This is a genomic window from Anaerocolumna xylanovorans DSM 12503 (assembly GCF_900143645.1).
GTDB classification, from domain to species: Bacteria; Bacillota; Clostridia; order Lachnospirales; family Lachnospiraceae; genus Anaerocolumna; species Anaerocolumna xylanovorans.
Genome location: NZ_FRFD01000003.1, coordinates 85278 through 104068, shown reverse-complemented (window position 1 = coordinate 104068; position 18791 = coordinate 85278). Strand labels below are relative to the sequence as shown.

At 36.5% G+C, this 18791-nt stretch carries 19 protein-coding genes; 4 read left to right on the top strand and 15 right to left on the bottom strand.

The window, feature by feature from the left end; translation table 11 throughout:
- Nucleotides 1-136: 136 nt before the first annotated feature.
- From BUF11_RS00520 to nadA, 9 genes are all read right to left on the bottom strand, one after another.
- A complete protein-coding gene (locus BUF11_RS00520) occupies nt 137-751 on the bottom strand; it encodes an AAA family ATPase (protein ID WP_073586862.1) in 615 nt (204 codons plus the stop codon).
- A gap of 182 nt (nt 752-933) precedes the next feature.
- Nucleotides 934-2355 carry an alpha/beta fold hydrolase gene (locus tag BUF11_RS23725; RefSeq protein WP_084558383.1) on the bottom strand — a complete coding sequence of 474 codons (1422 nt, stop codon included), beginning with the start codon at nt 2353-2355 and terminating at the stop codon, nt 934-936.
- Between the two features lie 16 nt (nt 2356-2371).
- Entirely contained in the window at nt 2372-3418 is a 1047-nt protein-coding gene (locus tag BUF11_RS00505; protein ID WP_073586861.1) for a radical SAM protein, read from the bottom strand.
- Between the two features lie 41 nt (nt 3419-3459).
- On the bottom strand, nt 3460-5223 hold the full coding sequence (locus BUF11_RS00500; protein ID WP_175561960.1) for an ABC transporter ATP-binding protein: 1764 nt from the start codon (nt 5221-5223) through the stop codon (nt 3460-3462).
- Nucleotides 5216-7111, bottom strand: coding sequence for an ABC transporter ATP-binding protein (locus tag BUF11_RS00495; protein WP_073586859.1), 1896 nt, complete (start codon nt 7109-7111; stop codon nt 5216-5218). Before BUF11_RS00495 ends, BUF11_RS00500 begins: the two co-directional genes overlap by 8 nt.
- Before the next feature lie 31 nt (nt 7112-7142).
- Nucleotides 7143-8642 carry a nucleotidyltransferase family protein gene (locus BUF11_RS00490; RefSeq protein WP_073586858.1) on the bottom strand — a complete coding sequence of 500 codons (1500 nt, stop codon included), beginning with the start codon at nt 8640-8642 and terminating at the stop codon, nt 7143-7145.
- Nucleotides 8643-9344: 702 nt separating this feature from the next.
- Nucleotides 9345-10217 (bottom strand): carboxylating nicotinate-nucleotide diphosphorylase, encoded by an 873-nt coding sequence (gene nadC / locus BUF11_RS00485; protein ID WP_073586857.1) that lies wholly within the window; start codon nt 10215-10217, stop codon nt 9345-9347.
- Nucleotides 10180-11487: an L-aspartate oxidase gene (locus BUF11_RS00480; protein WP_073586856.1), complete on the bottom strand. Its 1308-nt coding sequence runs from the start codon at nt 11485-11487 to the stop codon at nt 10180-10182. The genes nadC and BUF11_RS00480 overlap by 38 nt, the downstream gene beginning before the upstream one ends.
- A 16-nt stretch (nt 11488-11503) precedes the next feature.
- Nucleotides 11504-12412: a quinolinate synthase NadA gene (gene nadA, locus BUF11_RS00475; RefSeq protein WP_073587839.1), complete on the bottom strand. Its 909-nt coding sequence runs from the start codon at nt 12410-12412 to the stop codon at nt 11504-11506.
- Between the two features lie 166 nt (nt 12413-12578).
- Here nadA and BUF11_RS00470 point away from each other — a divergent pair, with 166 nt between their 5' ends.
- From BUF11_RS00470 to BUF11_RS00460, 3 genes are all read left to right on the top strand, one after another.
- A complete protein-coding gene (locus BUF11_RS00470; protein ID WP_073586855.1) occupies nt 12579-13679 on the top strand; it encodes a YibE/F family protein in 1101 nt (366 codons plus the stop codon).
- Between the two features lie 82 nt (nt 13680-13761).
- On the top strand, nt 13762-14568 hold the full coding sequence (locus tag BUF11_RS00465) for a YibE/F family protein (RefSeq protein WP_073586854.1): 807 nt from the start codon (nt 13762-13764) through the stop codon (nt 14566-14568).
- Between the two features lie 72 nt (nt 14569-14640).
- Nucleotides 14641-15015, top strand: coding sequence for a VOC family protein (locus BUF11_RS00460; protein WP_073586853.1), 375 nt, complete (start codon nt 14641-14643; stop codon nt 15013-15015).
- 18 nt (nt 15016-15033) lie between these two features.
- On the opposite strand, the gene BUF11_RS00455 is transcribed toward BUF11_RS00460, so the two are convergent.
- The 4 genes from BUF11_RS00455 to BUF11_RS00440 all read right to left on the bottom strand — a co-directional run bounded on the left by BUF11_RS00455 (nt 15034) and on the right by BUF11_RS00440 (nt 17022).
- Complete coding sequence (locus tag BUF11_RS00455; RefSeq protein WP_073586852.1) at nt 15034-15591, bottom strand: DUF402 domain-containing protein; 558 nt, start codon at nt 15589-15591, stop codon at nt 15034-15036.
- A 38-nt stretch (nt 15592-15629) separates the two neighbouring features.
- Nucleotides 15630-16088 carry a peptide deformylase gene (def, locus tag BUF11_RS00450; RefSeq protein WP_073586851.1) on the bottom strand — a complete coding sequence of 153 codons (459 nt, stop codon included), beginning with the start codon at nt 16086-16088 and terminating at the stop codon, nt 15630-15632.
- Nucleotides 16069-16323, bottom strand: a complete 255-nt coding sequence (locus BUF11_RS00445) for a helix-turn-helix transcriptional regulator (RefSeq protein ID WP_073587838.1) — start codon at nt 16321-16323, stop codon at nt 16069-16071. The genes def and BUF11_RS00445 overlap by 20 nt, the downstream gene beginning before the upstream one ends.
- Nucleotides 16324-16500: 177 nt before the next feature.
- Nucleotides 16501-17022 carry a nitroreductase family protein gene (locus tag BUF11_RS00440; RefSeq protein ID WP_073586850.1) on the bottom strand — a complete coding sequence of 174 codons (522 nt, stop codon included), beginning with the start codon at nt 17020-17022 and terminating at the stop codon, nt 16501-16503.
- Nucleotides 17023-17140: 118 nt separating this feature from the next.
- Here BUF11_RS00440 and BUF11_RS00435 point away from each other — a divergent pair, with 118 nt between their 5' ends.
- Complete coding sequence (locus tag BUF11_RS00435) at nt 17141-17572, top strand: Rrf2 family transcriptional regulator (RefSeq protein WP_073586849.1); 432 nt, start codon at nt 17141-17143, stop codon at nt 17570-17572.
- 44 nt (nt 17573-17616) lie between these two features.
- Here BUF11_RS00435 and BUF11_RS00430 read toward each other — a convergent pair whose 3' ends face one another.
- Together BUF11_RS00430 and BUF11_RS00425 are read right to left on the bottom strand one after the other, a co-directional pair.
- A complete protein-coding gene (locus BUF11_RS00430) occupies nt 17617-18108 on the bottom strand; it encodes a DUF6790 family protein (protein WP_073586848.1) in 492 nt (163 codons plus the stop codon).
- 6 nt (nt 18109-18114) lie between these two features.
- Complete coding sequence (locus tag BUF11_RS00425) at nt 18115-18732, bottom strand: class I SAM-dependent methyltransferase (protein ID WP_073587837.1); 618 nt, start codon at nt 18730-18732, stop codon at nt 18115-18117.
- Nucleotides 18733-18791 lie beyond the last annotated feature (59 nt).

Here is an 18791-nt window from a genome sequence, read left to right as displayed (position 1 = left end):
TTGTTGTTTAAAACTTGTAATTGTTTTTGAAAATCACTCTATTTTTAAAAAATAGTATCAAATAAGGAACGAATGTATCCTTTATGATAGATATGTATTTATTTCAAAGTAAAAGAGTCATAACTGTGTATGTTTATTATAGAAGCACTTCAGCCGATATCCATTTATACACCTTGTTCATTCCATCAATTTCTTTATTATCGATAACAAGAACATTCTCTTCTGTATATAGTTTAACATATTCAGCATTCATCATATTGATATATTCATGGGTATCCTCGCGAGCGCATAATTTGTCTCTATCTTTTCGTGTACCTGAAACTTGCCTTTTTTCCAAGTAATCTACTACTATATCTGGATTTGGATTTAATATTACAGTATACGGTTTAATAACCTTTAACCCATTATCAGCAATTTCAGTCAGGTTATCATATTGGCTCTTTGTAATTTTCCCCAATATATATTCTACTTTGTTGTATACCAATGAATCATAGATACTTCGATCAACCACTAATATTTTATTATCGCTTGTATTTTTACATTTCAAGATAGCCTGCTCTGCAGTATAAAATCTATGATATATTCTAAGTAGACATTCTTCGTAGACTGTCATTATTGAAATACTCGCTAAATCATTTACGAAGTCAATCTTATAATCATCAAGAACAAAATTAATTTGGTCCTTCAATAGTTTATTAATTAATGTTGTCTTCCCACATCCATGTGGCCCTGATATAAATATAGGTTTCATTCTATGTCTCCTTGTAATGATAGGTATCTATCTTTAAATCCAAAATTAATTTTAATTACTTAGTTTCAATAACGCCATCTTCTGCAGCAATGATAAATTCAACTATGCCCAACAAATCAAAGCCATTCTTTTTTCCCGGACAAAGGAATTGTAACCAAACACAACAATCTTTCTGTATGATTTTAGACAATTCCAATTTCATTCAGAAATTCGCCAATAGTTCTATCATACTCCTCCTTATTTTGGGTATAGCTTGTAACATGATTTGCGTTGTCAAATAATTTTATTTGTTTTATACCTTTTTTAATATCATACATCCTAACACTCATTTCATAAGGCACAATACTATCTTTTTTCCCGTGAATAAATAGGATGGGCTTTTTAATTTCAGAAGCAGCAATAAAAGGTGAAATATCTTTATATGAAATACCTGTCTTAATCTTATAGAGCATACTTTTGAAAAAATATCTAATCCATACGGGGAGAATATGTTCTTTCTTACCCATACTGCCTTTCAGCCATGCCGGCATGTCGATAAACGAGCAATCTGATATGCAGAAAGATACCCTGTCATCTATCCGCATATTTTGCAGGGATACCGCAGCACCAATAGAATCCCCAAATAGTCCTACGACACCATCAGTTCCACATCTATTCATAACCCAATCAATACAAGAGCTCAAGTCGTCTTTTTCATAATACCCAAAAGTCGTAGCATCTCCACCACTTTTCCCAAATCCTCTCATATCATACACTAATACGTTGAATCCTCTTTGGAAGAATATATTAATATATTTGAGATAAGGGATGTAATTAACATCCCCATGACTTATGATTACTGTCTTTTTAGCATTATTTACAGAAAAAAACATGCAATAGAGATGATAACCAAACTTTGACCTTAAGAAAAATTCTTCTCCTTCAATATTGCAGTATTCTCCGGGACCTACCTTATAATTTCTAAACTCATCAAAGAATGCCTGTTCAACTGAAAATTTTATAGGTATACTATTTTTCTTTCTTAAAGCAACTAAATACCATTTTCTTTTCCATCTGGTTTCATTTATTAAAACCAACTTATCCAGAGTTAAAAAACTGTCTTCATATTCCAGTGCCTTTAGGGTTCTTTCTACAATTTTATATTCATTATCAAAAATATTAGGATAAGAAAACATGGAAACAACAAGTATACCGCCAAGTTCCAAATATTTCGAATATCTTTTGACGGTGTTCAATGCTTGGGGCAAATAATAAAGAACTTCATTAAATATAATTGCATCATACTTTTTACCAGGTATATAATCCCGTATATCGGCGACCAAAAAAGACTTGAAAGATTTCTTGCAAGCAAGATTTATAGCCTCATCAGAAAAATCTATACCAGTATATTGTTCTCTTTCCGTATCGATAAGGTAATCCCAAAGGCCACCGGCTCCACAGCCTAAATCCAGTATCTTACCACCCGATACATACCTTCGAAGAAAGCCACAGATAATTGAATACCTCGCTCCTTCATCCGGCTGACATAGATAATCCCACATCCCGTCTACATACTGTTTATCCCACTCCATATTTTCTATTTCTAAATAATCTTTTTTACTCATACTTGCAGTACCACCTTTAACTTTCCATTAGTTTTTCGTCAACATGATAACACCGCGCACAAATCGGAAAGCCACCTTCAACATTTAAATATTCTCTAAATCTTTGGCTATTACTACCTTTCCAAATATTATTTAAACTTTCTCTATACACATTGCCCAATACAATATCAGGAAAATCAGTACAAAATGTTGCATCACCGTTGGGGAATATCGTTAATGCGGTAAACGGGCACTCACAAACTTTCTCTTCCTTAACATAACGTGGAGATAATAGCCTTTCTAGTTCCTCATAATTACTGACATTTTTAAAATTTGCTAATGGATCATGCTTTAATAACTCTAATTCATTATATATATATCGAATTTCTTCATCTGCAAATTGCTGAGCCGGATTATTAAACCACTTCCACGAAATACTATCCATTCCAAATAGCTTTTGCGTTACTTTATTTTGAGATATTCCCTGTTCTTGCGTTGTTATCATAGGATATTGAAAATAAATACTGTCGACGCCTTGTATATGGCTCCTTACATGATCTACAAATTCAACCAATTCCTTGTAATTATGCGGTAACACTACACAATTAATATTTATTTTGGGATATTGACTATTATATTTTCTTTTCTCATCTACCAGATGTTCAATTCCTTTTATAATCAAATCATAAATATCAAATCCTCTTATGCTTGATAGAACATCCTTATTATGACTGTCTAGTGAAACCTCTACATTAGTTACACCATATTTAACAATATCTTCAGCGTATTTTACCAATAGCGTTCCATTTGTTGTAATCCGTGACATAATATTTTTTTTCTGCAACAGCTCTAATAATTCAGATAATTCCTTATAAAGAAGTGGCTCGCCGCCAAACAAATAAACCTGCTTCACAAATGGTGTTTCCTCTAAAATCCGGTTAATAATGTCCAATTCCAGTTCATCTTTCGAAAATCTTTCCGGTGAAAACACCTGTCCACACATAGCACAGTTCAAATTGCATCGATTAGTCAATTTAAGTGTTAAATAAGAAATATTACCTGCTTTTTCTTTTTTTCTTTCCATACATACTCACCTTAATTATCTATTTGATTAGCTTTAGATTTTTATGCATAATACTTAGCCTGTGCCGAAAACATCTCTGCATAGAATCCACCCTGCTTTTTAATTAATTCCTCGTGTGAACCATATTCCTTAATTGTATTATCAGCAAATACAGCAATCATATCGCAAAACTTGCAGGAAGATAAACGATGTGAAATATAAATAGCCGTTTTTCCACCCACCAGTTTATCAAAATGACTATATACTTCATGTTCTGCAATCGGATCTAAGGCTGCGGTAGGCTCATCCAAAACGACAATCGGTGCATCCTTATAAAGAGCGCGTGCAATTGCCATTTTCTGCATCTCACCACCAGAAGGTTCAATTCCCTCTTTATCGAAAAACTTATATATCTGCGTATCAAGACCTTTAGGGAGAGTATCAATTTTGTTAGCGAGTCCGCTCAATTCACAAACACTTCTTAGATCTTGCTCTTCTTTTTCACTGTCACCCAACTTAATATTCTCTCGCATGGATAACGCAAACAATTTAAAGTCCTGAAAGACTACTGCAAGTGCTTTCATATAAGCATCATAATCATAATCTTTAATATTTACGCCATTAAGCAAAATTTCTCCCTCGTCAACCTCATAAAGACGGCACAGAAGTTTAATAAATGTTGTTTTTCCAGCACCATTCAATCCCACCACGGACAAATGCTGCCCTTGTGGAATGACTATATTAACATCCTTCAATACATACTCCTTAACAGACGGATAACGAAACGATACATGCCTAAACTCAATCATAGGTATTTTATTCGTATCAACAGGAAGACTTCCAAGCTTGGTGTCTTCTCTCATATTTATAAACTTCACGTATTCTTCCATGAAATTCAACTTTTTCCGAAGATCCTGTACTTGATTTAGAACCCCCTGTAAGCTATCCTTCAATGTATTCGCCGATCCTGTCAATAACGCAAAATCACCAATATTTATATTTCCAATCAGAAACATATATCCGAGATATCCATAGATGCAAAGGTTCTTTAAGAAGTTAACTAAACTGCCAATACAGTTCCATCTTCCAATCTTAACCGCAGTATAACCAAAAATTTTTGCGCATTGTTTTGTTGTTTCCTCGAACTGATCCCTCATCATTGATGCTGCATGATATAAGCGGATACACTTTGAATACCTGGGCTCCAATACACTCCCTGTTACATATGCAAAGGCTCTGTTCACTTTTGGAAAAACCTCAAATTCAATCTTATAACACTTATTAGTCTGCCACACGGCAACCGATCCGCCTACGACTGCAAAAATAGCTACAACAAGAAGTACCGGACTCTTTACTGCCACGATAAACATTACACCTGCTACTGTAAAAATGTATGAGAAAAACATCTGAACACTTTCACTCAATCCTTTCATACCGCCCGAATACCAGGCGATACCTTCACTGGCCTTTCTATATTGATTTAGTGCCTGTGGATTTTCCGTCAATGCAAAGTCCATTGACATAGACTTCTGACTGATTCCGTCATTAAGATACCGATCAAACCAGTCATCACACTTTGCAAGATTAGTCTTGACAATATGAATTAGAGCCATAAATAACATATTACCAAGTGTAATGCATGCTGCCAGCTCAATCAACACATCGGGCCTTCTACCGCCAACCAGTTCTTCAAGTATAAATTTAGGAATAATCAGGTTAAGAAATGGTTGGCCGACATTCAAAATAATACTGATCAAAAGGAGAACAATATAGTCTCGTCTTTCACGCCATGCAATAGAATAAAAGAATTTTAATGTCTTAAGCATACAGTGTTTTCCCTTCCTTCGTGTAATATTGAGCCTGTACCTCAAACAACCCTGCATATTTTGCTTTCTTTTGCATAAGCTCATTATGCGTACCATACTCAATCAACTGACCGCTTTCAAACATAGCAATTTGATCACAAAATTTCGTACTGGAAAGTCTATGGGAGATATAAACGGTAGTTCTGCCCTCACAAATCAGATTAAAATCCTCATACGACTTGCTCTCTGCAATCGCATCCAGCGCTGACGTCGGCTCGTCCAAAATAATGACCGGTGACTCTTTATAAAGCGCTCTCGCAAACATCAATTTTTGTTTCTGCCCACCCGATAAATCAACACCAGCATCACTCAGATTTTTATACAAGAACGTATCCATTTTCTCCGGAAGTTCTTGTATTTTTTTCTTTAAATCAGCCTTATCCAAAACATCCAAAATCTTATCGCGATCTTGTTCATCCTTTTTTTTCATTGATACATTCTGTGCAATAGAAAAAGCCAGACTTTCATCTTCCTGAAAAACCGGAGCAATCAATGATCTGTAAACATTTAAATCATATTCCCTAATATCTTTACCATTCAGATAAATATGACCTTCCGTGGGTTCATACAGGCGGCATAAAAGTTTCACAAAAGTCGATTTCCCGGCTCCATTAATTCCCACAATTGCCAGTTTTTCGCCGGCTTTCAAACAGAGTGATACATCCTGTAACGCATAAGTTTTGGCTCCAGGATATCTAAAAGATACGTGTTCAAATATAAATTCATATTCAGCCTTCTGATCCCATTTAAACTCATCTTTTCTTTCTTCATATGCCTTGATACAGGTAAGGTAATCCTCCTTAAATGTACTCTTTGCATACATATCTTCTTGTTTAAGACTGCTTTCAATAAATTCTCGAAAGTCTGTTATATGGCGGCTTTCACTATTAATACGAATTATCTTAGAAAAAATCTCGTTTAATGCATTCACTGCATTATGTATACTTCCCAGATATAAAGTAAAATCGGCTACTGATAAATCATTAAATAGCACCTTATAAAAAAGCAAGCTATAGGCAATTCCTTCCTGAATGAACTCCAGAATATCACCTATCACATAATTCCTTGCATATCTATTCTGTGCCAGAATACTTTGTTTATTTAAAATATCACTCTGTTTACGAAGCAGTCGATAGAGCGGTATCTGCATTTTAAACAATCTGATATCTTTTCCATGTGTAAAGTCTGCGACTTCCTCTTGATACTTTCGACTAGCCAACTGCTCTTTTGCCACTATGTTCTCACACTGCTCTTTTTCATAAATGGAAGCTCGATTTATCAGGTCGAATCTAATGTAGGATAATATTATTATCAGTATAACTATAAAAGGATTCATCATAGTAAGAAGTATAAATGCTATAACAACCTTGACTACATGCGGAAGCATCTGATTCGTCCAATATTGTAACCCCGCTAAACCATTACCATTGTTATTAATTGCTCTCCTGGCTTTAAAGATATTCTTCTGTACTTCCGGATCTTCGTGCATACTAAATGGCATTGTCCAAACCTTGGTAACCCAGAATTGTGCGAAGCGATATTCAACATCGTGCATCCTTCCCTCACTGCCTTTATCGGATAAGTTGGATATTACGAGCATAACAAGTTCCATAGTTGATAAAACGCCTATAAGTATAAATATCTGTTTTACTTTATCAGTTGTCCCCATCGGACTTCCATGTATCTCAATAATCCACTTTACTGCGTATAACCATACATACGCACTCAGTCCATACATCAATCCATGTATTATCGTCAATGGTAATACAAGAGGCTGCCACATCTTAACCCCATCAATTACATACTTGCTATTCTCCCATACGGAATATTTACCGTTTCTTCGCTTCACAATTCTCTCCTCTATCCCTCCAAATAATTATTTATTTTGTCGTATTGCAAATAATGTATTTTTCTTTAACTCCGGTTCCTCTAAATCCCCCCTCTCCAATTGCTTTATATGTATCTATTAATATATAAACTTTGTCACACTGAGAACTGAATATTTCTTCTGTTTTTATATTAATAAAGTTAATCCCCTGTTTATGGTAATCATAAGTCTCCCATGTTCCTTTAAGATTTGTGCGACACAACTTCTTATGGTTACTAATTGTACGCTCTATAAGGTCTTGAGACGCATCGTTATCAACTACTGTGATAAAAAAATAAAAATTCTCTTGTTTAAACATTTCAAGATCAAATAAAGTAATCAATTTAATACAACTATTAGCATAATCATATGATATAAATAGCCGAATCTGTATATCATCCTTTTCCATTAGAAACGGATGCATGCTGCCGTCACTCACAATGACAGGGGTGTTTACATCACTGAAAATATCTGTTTTATATAATTCACTGTATTGCTTCAAACGGAGTTTTTCATCAAAACACCTTGTGACGATATCTATCTTCCAATTATGGAGCTCACCAAATTCATTTCCATTATAAGCATAAGTAATATTTCTTGGGCTGAAACATTCTACTATTTCTTCACTAACTGTATTCGGCCAAACTGAATTTACTGAATACAATGCAAAATATAATTCATGAACAATCTCATATTCTTTTGCCTTTTTATAAATAAACTTCCAATCAATATTTTCGTGCCGATATAAAAACATTTTCAAATCAACAAGATCTCTAAACATTCCATCATTTAAATAACCATCTTCACATTGAGTATTTACATATAGATGCGCGCATATATGTATTAATGTAAAGGGTATATCAAATGTTTTGATTTTGACATCATCAACGTCTTCTATCTGAAAATTTTCTTGAAAATCCATTATGTATTTGTATGGAATGGCTGAAGTGGCATATTTTATCTCTATAATAACATTATTGTTATCATTGTAACCTTTTCCCTTTTTTAAACATACAAACTCATGATAGTCATCACTAAATAAGTAATCTGGTTTTTCTGAAAGTAATGGCTCACCATTTTCATCATTTCCAGTCCAAAATCTATATCCTAATTCATAAACACTGTTATAAGCACTTACCATATCTTCTCTATTAACCAAGATATCTATATCAGCACATTGTCTCGCATACAAACTATTAAATGCTGCCTTTGAAAGAAATACCCCCTTTACAAACATTGCTTCGATTCCACAATTACTAAGTTTCTTTTGGATATTCTTTATTTCATCTATTTGTCTGTCTATAACCTGATATAGGTTTTTGTATATCCGCTCATAAGAATCCATCTGTTCATCTACAATATATTTTTTAATCTTTGGATACAAAAACAACATAAGCTTCTTTTCAACTAGAATATCAACTACTTTGCTCCAATTAACACTTTCCAGGTCAATGTTTTGTAATGATGAAATATCTATAACACTTTTTAATATAACTTCATTCTCAATAGTCATACAAAATTCTCCTATATACTCTTGCTATTTTATGTATCACTTAAAAGCATGTTAATATATGTAACAAACTTGAAATACTCGAATAATAATTTGGTATTACAACCTCTGTACACTTCCATTCCTTCATGAGACATGACTCTATTCTTTCGGATTTCGCAGGGACATAGCTATAATCTGATTTTTCTTCAATTCATATACTTCCTTTCCAAATATTGTGATAATTTTAGCATTTTTTTGTAAGTATTTAACGTTATATTTTTGGTTATTTTTATCATTTTTTGTGATATTGTAAAATATTAATTCATTTTATCCTATTTATTTGTATATTAAATTTCTACTTTATGATTGCTTGATATCCATGTGTGCTTAGAACTCCTCAAAAACCATACCAACAAATCGGAGTATTTATAGATTAATTCGGCCATGATAATTCTTATAAAACAGTTACAGTTACGGGGAACACAAACCGATTCTTAAGAATAAGCCATGAGAAATGGGATAAACTTCCTTCCATTAAACCAACTACCTGATAAGCAAATAGCAAAAATTAAGAGTCCCAAAGTTTTATTCTAACTTTGGAACCCTTGATCTTACTACTGTAGTCGATGGTACTTGAACACTATAATCTCTTCTGTTAGGGTAAATAAAACCTAATTAACCCGTTTCTAATAACACTTACCCGGTAATTTATGAATATTCATATTAGCTGTGGAATTCATCCTCCACTATAACAAGGTTTTTTAACGATACATCCAGTATGGGAGCGGAATGGGTTAAGGCTCCGCAGGAAATATAATCAACACCGATTTCCCTTAAGCTTACAATACGCTCTTTTGTCACATTCCCGGAGCATTCTGTCTTAGCCCTGCCTGCCGTCCTTTCAACCGCCTGCTTCATCATGTCTATACTCATATTATCGAGCATAATAATATCTGCACCGGCCTCCAAAGCTTCCTCTAACATTTCCAGATTCTCTACTTCAACTTCTATCTTTCGCACAAAAGGAGCATATTCCCTTGCCATCTCAACTGCCCGCTTCACTCCGCCTGCTGCTGCAATATGATTATCCTTTAACAAGATTCCGTCCGAGAGATTGTATCTGTGATTATAGCCTCCTCCGACTTTAACTGCATATTTCTCAAAGATTCTCATGCCGGGTGTTGTTTTTCTCGTATCCAGCAGCCTGGTATTACTTCCCTCTAAAAGGTCAGCTGCTTCTCTTGTATAAGTGGCGATTCCACTCATACGCTGCAGATAATTTAATGCTGTTCTTTCTCCCGAGAGCAATGCTCTTGCATCGGCTGTTACCACAGCAAGGAGGTCGCCTTTCTTAACCCTGTCTCCATCTTTTATATGGGTTTCCATCCTGGCAGCCGGGTCTAACAGAAGGAATACCCGGAAAAAGACCTCCATGCCTGCTATGACGCCAGCCTGCTTACAAAGAAGTTCGACCCTGCCTTCTCTTTTCTCTCTTAAAACTGCATTCGTTGTGATGTCTTCACTGGAGATATCCTCCCTTAAAGCCTGCAATATAAGCTCATCCATATTTAACTTGAAGGTTATTTCGTTGTACATTCTGTGCTGCCCTTTCTATTTCTTTTAATACCAGCTCTTTATTCTTAGCCTGCAGCTTCTCATAATCATTATACTGCTTAAGATCCACTGCCACCGGAGGAAAACTCTTATTTTTCTGTACTTTTGAGATATGCCTTGCGGCTTCCCTTGCAAAAACCAGACTTTCCAATAGTGAATTGCTGGCAAGACGGTTTGCTCCATGTACTCCATTACAGCTGGTCTCTCCTGCCGCATAAAGATACTCCATGGAGGTTCTGCTGCTTAGGTCTGCTTCAATTCCTCCCATAAAATAATGCTGCGCCGGTGTTACAGGAATACAATCCTTTGCAATATCGATTCCTTCCTCCTTACAGCGCTCATAAATATTAGGAAACCTCTCCATTATCTTTTCCCTTCCCAAGTGGGTAACCGAAAGCCACACATGCCTGCTGCCTTCCTTTTTCATCTGCTGCAGAATCTTCTGTGTCAAAATATCCCTTGGCAAAAGCTCATCTACAAATCGTTCTTTTTTTGCATTGAGAAGGTATGCTCCTTCTCCTCTTACGGACTCTGAAATTAAAAATCGTCTGCCCTTCTTCTTAGAATACAGGGTGGTAGGATGTATCTGTATATAATTAATATTCTTTAGCCGGATATTATGCCTTATAGCAAGTGCCAGAGAATCCCCTGTCAAATGCGGATAATTGGTGGAATCCTCATATAACCCTCCGATTCCCCCCGTTGCCAATACGGTAAAGTCAGCATCCAGCCTTAAGTTAATTCCTTCTTTTGTGCGGATTACAACGCCGCTGCAACGGTTGTCACGGCATATTAAGTCCACCATTTCCGTGTATTCCATAAGAATGACATTCTTTTTCTTCTTTACCTGTGCCAGGAGCTTTCCGGTAATCTCCTGCCCTGTAATATCCTTGTGATATAAAATTCGTGGCAGGGAGTGGGCACCTTCCTTTGTGTACAGCAGTTTTCCGTCCTTTTGCTCGAATTCTACCCCCAGTGAAATCAAATCCTTTATTACCTCCGGGGATTTGCATATCATCTGCTGTACAGCTGCCCTGTCATTCTCAAAATGTCCTGCTTTTAAAGTATCCTGAAAGAAGTTTTCATAATCTCCTTCTTCCTTCAGTACGCATATTCCTCCCTGTGCCAGATAAGAATCGCTCATTTCCAAAGAATTCTTGGTAATCAGTCGGATTGTTTTATCATCTGGCAGGTTAAGTGCGCAGTATAAACCGGCCACGCCGCTTCCTACTATTACAACATCTGCCTTCATATTCACTCTTTTCACCTTATTTTGACAGAGCCAACATTCTCTCAAGAGGTTTGTTTGCTTTATCATACATTTCTTCGTCAAGTTCAACCACGTTGCTCATATTCTGTAACTGTTCCAAAACCCGCTCTGTTGTTATCCGCTTCATATTCGGGCAGAACTGCCTGTGCCCTACGGAATAAAACTTTTTACCCGGATTCTTTAATTCCAACTCGTAGAGCACTCCCATTTCCGTGCATATGATAAAAACTTCTGCCTCACTTTGGGTAGCATAATCTATAATTCCGGAGGTACTTCCGATATAATCGGCAAGTTCTAATACATCCCAGGTACATTCAGGATGTGCCAAAACAAGAGCCTCTGGGTGCACCTGCTTCGCCTTTTCTACATTTTCCCTTGTAATGCTCGTATGTACATGGCAGAAACCGTCACATAATATAAAATTCTTTTCAGGAATTTTGTTAGCAAGATATCTGCCCAGGTTCCCGTCAGGTATAAAATAGATATTCTTATTAGGCAGTGCTTTTACTATCCTTAAGGCATTTGCCGAAGTTACGCATACATCGGAATGAGCCTTAATCTCAGCTGTTGAATTCACATAGCAGACCACTGCCACATTCTCATAATCTTTTCTTACTCTTTCTATTTCATCAATATCAGCCATATGCGCCATCGGGCAGTCAGCATAGCTGTCAGGCATAATTATGGTTTTCTCCGGGTTAAGCAGCTTGGCACTTTCCCCCATAAAAGACACCCCGCAGAACAAAATAGTGCTCTGGGGTATCTCTGTTGCTATTTTACTTAGATAATAGGAATCCCCGACATAATCGGCAAGAGCCTGTATCTGACCGTCGGTATAATAATGGGCCAGTATCGCTATATCCTTCTCCTTTTTTAATTCCTCTATCTTATTAATCATGTCTTCTATCACTCATCACTTCCCAAGTTTCATTTTTCGCCTATTATAGCACATGTCTTGTCACCTGACAAGTCAAATAAATCCGGTATAAATAATTGATATTTACAATTTTTAAGTGTTGTGATAGGATAATTAGAGATTTTAAGACAATTTTATTTATGTCAAAGGCGCGATTATGAAAAAATCACTGTATATCCTGTTAGGAATTTGCTGTTTATTTCTCCTTGTGTTCGTGAACAATAATTATAATTTTTACAAGGAGACCATTGTTAAAATAACAGCCGTAAAATTGATAAAAGAAGAAACGGCTACGGATTATTACGGAAACAAAGACATTCTATACACTCAGCTTCTTACCGGTAAGATTCTAAATGGGACATTAAAAAGCAAAAGCATAGAGCTTAGAAATCAGTACTCCTATTCCGGTGCCGCAGATAATCAGTACAAAAAAGGCGATGCTTTATTTATATCACTGGATGACAACACAAAGGCCACGCTGACCGGAACCATTAAGGGACTTAAAAGAGATTCTTATATTGTACTAATGGCTGTTTTGTTTACTGTTTTTATTATTGCCGTCGGAAAGAAAAAGGGGCTTTTCTCACTGCTTAGCCTTACTTTTAATGTTATCCTTTTTTCTTTGGTTATGGATTTGTATTTAAGAGGAATTAACCTTTTACTCGTTTGCAGCATCGTGGTTATTGTATTCACAGTCTTTTCCCTTATCCTTGTTGGCGGGTACAACCAAAAGACCTTTACAGCCATTATATCCACACTGTCAGGTACCTTCCTCACACTGATTATTGCTTATATTGTAATGAAGCTGACCAATGAAAAAGGGGTACGGTATGAAGAAATGCAGTTTTTAACCCATCCTCCCCATGAAATCTTCATGGCTGAAATTCTGGTGGGGTGTCTCGGGGCTGTTATGGATGTGTGTATCACTATCTCTTCTTCCATCTATGAATTATGCGAAAAAAAGCCGGATATCTCAAGGAAAGCCTTGATGGATTCCGGAATGGAAATAGGAAAGGACATTATGGGTACCATGACGAATGTATTGTTCTTTGCCTATGTCAGCGGTGCCATTCCAATGCTGCTGGTATACCTTAAAAATGGTTTTCAAACCGGATACAGCTTTAATATGAACCTTTCCCTGGAGCTGATACGTGCTTTAACAGGAAGCATCGGCATTGTTCTGGCAATCCCTCTTTCCCTTTATACCTCTGTATTTATGCAGCACCGGCATTTAAAGAAAAGGGAGCAGGTTTCGTAAAACAGAGGCTATGAATAGTTAAAATCAAGAAGAAAGGACGCTGCAGCAAATGCCCTCCTTGCTCAACAGCTGATAGAAACAGATGAATGTTATCATTATTTTAGCTGTCATCTTATTTATTCTCATGAAATTAATCGGCAAAGAAAAGGGTACTAAATCTTTTCTTTCCTTATTGTTGAATTTTCTTATTATCTTTGTTGCCATTATACTGATAGCACATAACTTAAACTCAATCGTTATAACCATTCTGGCCTGCATTCTGATAAGTTATGTTTCTCTCTTTTACATAAATGGGAAACACCCTAAAACAACGGCTGCCTTTTTGTCCACCCTTATCACATTGGCTGTCCTGTTTTTCTTTATCTATTTTATAGGCTATGCCGCCAGGATACAGGGCTTTAGTGAAGAGGAGTTTGAAGAAATCAGCTTATATTCCCTTTATATCGGCACTAATTTTACCAAAATCGTTATCAGCACTATCATTATGGGGTTAATCGGGGCAATTATTGACACTGCAATATCCATCTCCTCCTCCATGAATGAGGTATATATCCATAACCCTTCCATTACAAGGCGTAAATTATTTGAGTCTGGCTTAAATATTTCACGGGATATCCTTGGAACCACCACAAATACGCTCTACTTTGCATTTGTAGGCGGATATATGGCTCTTATTCTCTGGTTAAAAGATTTGCATTACTCCTTTTCAACCATAATAAATTCAAAGGTATTCTGCTCTGAAATCATATCCATCCTGTGCAGCAGCCTGGGTGTCACTTTGATTATACCGATAACCGCAGGGATCACTTCTTATATTCTCCTTGCCAGGAAACCGCCGTCTGCGGACAATGATATCAAGTCAGAAATAACAGATAAAGCTGGTCTATAAAATACGAAGCATTTTTCAAATTTCTATTTAGGCAGTATCGCAAGTAAACTTGCGGTATGCATGGAGGTTATTATGATAAGATCAATGATGCAAATTTATGTAAAAGGAAGCGGTGAGACCGTGGAGTTGTATTTAAAAGCATTTCATGCCACCTTGGGCTTTCATGTAAAAAATTCAGACGGTTCATTTTACCATTCGGAACTTGATGTTGACGGTCATATCCTTGCAATATCCGAGGCAAACGACGGCATGGATAAGAGCACTCCCGGTAATACCATGCAGTTTTGCTTTCATTATGGCGAAGGAAATGAAGATGCAGTGAAACATGCTTATGAGACACTGAAAGAGGGCAGTGAAATCCTGTTTCCCTTGGGTCCATGCGATTTCAGCCCGCTATGTACAGACTTTATTGATAAGTTCGGTGTCAGATGGTGTCTTTTCGTATAACTGATTAGTAAGCCTTTCTCACAATCCCCTGCGGGAAGTTTTCTCCATGAAAAATTCCTGCAGGCAGCTCATAGAGATATTTTGCAGTTTTTTTCTGTCTGCCAGTAATCCTGCCCTTAAATTATTACTCGTGTCAATTGCCAGATTATATTGTTCCCTTGATATATCTTTGTTTTTTAAAGCCTCCTCCAGCTCGTCCATATCATCTGTATAAACTTTTCCATCCGGATAAACCACTAAATCCAAATATAAATCATAATAATAAACAATACCATCTTCATCGATCCCGGACTCTGCAATCATATCGATATACCACAAAGTGATTTCATTCTTAGAATTTAATAGAGCACTGATTACATAATACTCCTTATCGGGCATCATAGCTAACCACTTCATTCCATTATCACATATGAGAATTTCATCATTATGAAAATTCCAAATGACAGGTTCTTTTACTTCCTCCATCGTAATCAGCCGGGCCATGCCCTTAAAATGCATATTATCTATTCTTTGCTGGCAAAAATTTTGTTTTAATAAGCCTGCCCATTCATCATAAGTAAATCTTCTTCTTTTCATTTAACATTCTCTCCGTTTAAGTCCAAATGTTTATTGTCCTATTCTACCTTGACATATTCTATCACCTTATCCGTGAAGATAACTCCTTCCAGATGATCAATTTCATGGCAAAGACATTTTGCCATTGCTCCTGCTGCTTCTATTGTAATCGGCTGTCCGTTTTCATCCAGGGCCTTTACTACTACCCGGGAAGGCCTTTTTACCTTGCCCCAGATGCCAGGATAACTTAAACATCCCTCTATTACTATTTGCTCGCCTTCTTCTTCAATAATCTCCGGATTAACAAGCTTTAACAATCCCTCTCCCATATCGGCAACTACCAGACGTCTTAGTATTCCTATCTGACATGCCGCCAATCCACCTCCGTTAGGAGTATGATACATAGTCTCTGCCATATCCTTAAGAAGCTGTCTGATACGGTCATCGACTTTGTCAACCGGTTTGCTTTTCTTTCTTAAGAAATCATCCTCAAAGGTCCTAATCTCTCTTAATGCCATAAGTATACCCCCTGCTTACATCTGCTCTTGACTTTCTTTCACTTTCTTCAAATAAAAACACATTCTCAATGGGTTCATTAAAAACCCTGGAGATATCATATGCAAGCCATATAGACGGCTCGTTTTTTTCTGTTTCAATAGCATTGATAGCCTGTCTGGAGGTTCCGACTAATTCGCCCAACTGCTCCTGAGTCATCCCCAGGGCTTCCCTTAATTGTTTGACTCTATTCTTCATTTTAATAACCATGCCTTTCCTATATGTAATGTTAACCTTACATTGATTATACTACTGTTCAATAAGCATGTCAACTTAACCTTACATATTTGATTATTTTGAGGACATAGCAAAACTAAAAAAGACATAAAAGTTATTGCACTCTTACGTCTTTCATTTAAAAAATCCTATTTTATATTATACTCTATTTGACTGAATCTTTACTGTTAATTCCTTTTCTTTCTGCTCTGTATCTGCTGCATATCCAAAACATGCACCAATAAGCGGCTTGAATCCTTCCGGGATAGAAAGCGCCTCTTTCAGGCTCTCATTTGCTTCCACTGCAAGGGCTATTCCCCAGACAATAACGCTTCCGATTCCAAGATCAGCTCCTGTTAACAACATATTCTCCATAACACAGGAAGCATTGGTATAATCAAGACCGGGAGCAGGCATTTCTTGGGAAGAAACTAAAATAAGTGTCCTTGCACCATAGAGCGGATCATTTTCTCTCTTCAGCATCTGCATGATGCTTTCCGAAACTTTCTTTATTACTTCTTTATCCTGGATTACCGTCAGATGTAAAGAATCATACCTTGCCATACCAACTGGCGCAGCACAGCCGGCAGACAAAATAGTTTCCAGCTTCTCTTCTGCTATTTGTTCATCCTTGTACGCGCGCACTGATTTTCTCAATGCCATAGCTTTCAATGTTTCCATGCCAAATTCTCCTTCTGTAATATTTTACATTACAATAATAACACTCCATATTTGTAATGTCAACGCTTACAATTGACTTTTTTAATAAAATCAGTTACAATCAAAGCGGGTGATTAATATGCGTGTAAGTACACAATTTCCAATCGCAGTACATGCTTTGATGATGGTTGCTTATTTTCCGGATACACGGATTACCAGTGAACTTGCAGCAAAAAGTGCAGGCTGTAATTCCGTCATTATTCGCAATATATTCCTTAAACTAAAAAAGGCCGGTCTGTTATCCGTCAGACCCGGCAGAAGTAAAATGGAGCTTGCAAAGCCTGTCGGTGAGATTTCACTATGGGATATTTATGCTGCTGTAGAAACAGATGAAACGGACGAAATCTTTAAGTTTCATCCCCATACCTCCTGTACTTGTCCTGTAGGCAGCAATATCCGCAGTCTCCTTCACTCTCATTTTGATGATGCAATAGCTGCAATGAGAGAAGAATTGTCAAAGGTCACATTGGAGGATTTAACGAAAGAATTAAAATCCTATTCAAAAAAATAACCTAAAGGATAGACTCTATCCTTTAAGTTATTTTTTTTATGATACTATCTGTTAGCTAACAATAAACCTGAAATAATCAGCTCCAGTACAATCGTAAAGTCTGTTATAGTAACAAATCTTTCTGACGCATTTTTTTCTTTTCTGACAGTATGTTGAATAAGGGCAAGCATATAATAAATCAAACCTATTACCCATACTGCTCCTCTGAATCCTCCGTAAAATAGCGAAAGAATTCCGCACAAACCAGTGGAAATATTGGCAAAACCTAATTCTCTCACAATAGAATATGCCTTTTCTTCTCTGATATCAAATATGCTTTTTGCAGTAAATGCAGGTTGAATAGCCTGCTTCAAGCCGCATGTAAAAAGCCGCATGCCTACTCCCCAAAATAGAATCCATTTAACGGCTATGTATATAATTGAACTTTTATCATAAAGATATTCCGTCGCAATCGATATAGCTGGCAGGATATAAAAAAATGCTATAACAGATATTTCAAATAGTTCAATTTTTTGTATTTTACTATTATTTTTCATAGGTCTCTACTTTACCGTTTTTGCCTCTAAAAATATCCGCATTCCCTTTCTCTCTATTGTGATTTCATCAAAGCCGGCACGTTTGCACAACTTTTTCAATTCATTTATTCCGTAGGAACGGTAATCTCCTCCGCCCGAAAAGCGGAAATAAATATTCAAAAACATTCGAAATGGCTGATAGGCATATCCTTCGCCTATTAACAGTACGCCACTGGGCTTTAGAACCCTTCTCATCTCCCCCAGTACAGCTTCCGGCTGCGGATAATGATGAAAAGAGGCATTACATAGCAAGATATCAAAGGAGTTATTTTCAAAGGGCAATTCTCCGGCATCTGCTGTTACTATTACTGCACTATCTTTTAGCCTTTCTTTTGCGATATTTACCATATTCTCTGAAAGGTCAACACCATACAGCTTTCTGCTTCCATTGGCAAGTTCGATTAACACATTACCGGTTCCGCAGCCTACATCCAATATACTGGCGCATTCTTCTTTCCTTAACCGCCTTAGTATATGCTCATACATTGGCTTTACAAATTTTCCGTCAAAGGATTCATCATAATACTCTGCTGATTCTTCAAAATGTTTTTTTGTTTTTGTAACCGTTCTTTCCTGATAATTCATATTTATAACCATGCTCCTTTTCACACTTGTCTCTCTTTAATGAATGAATATCATTCATT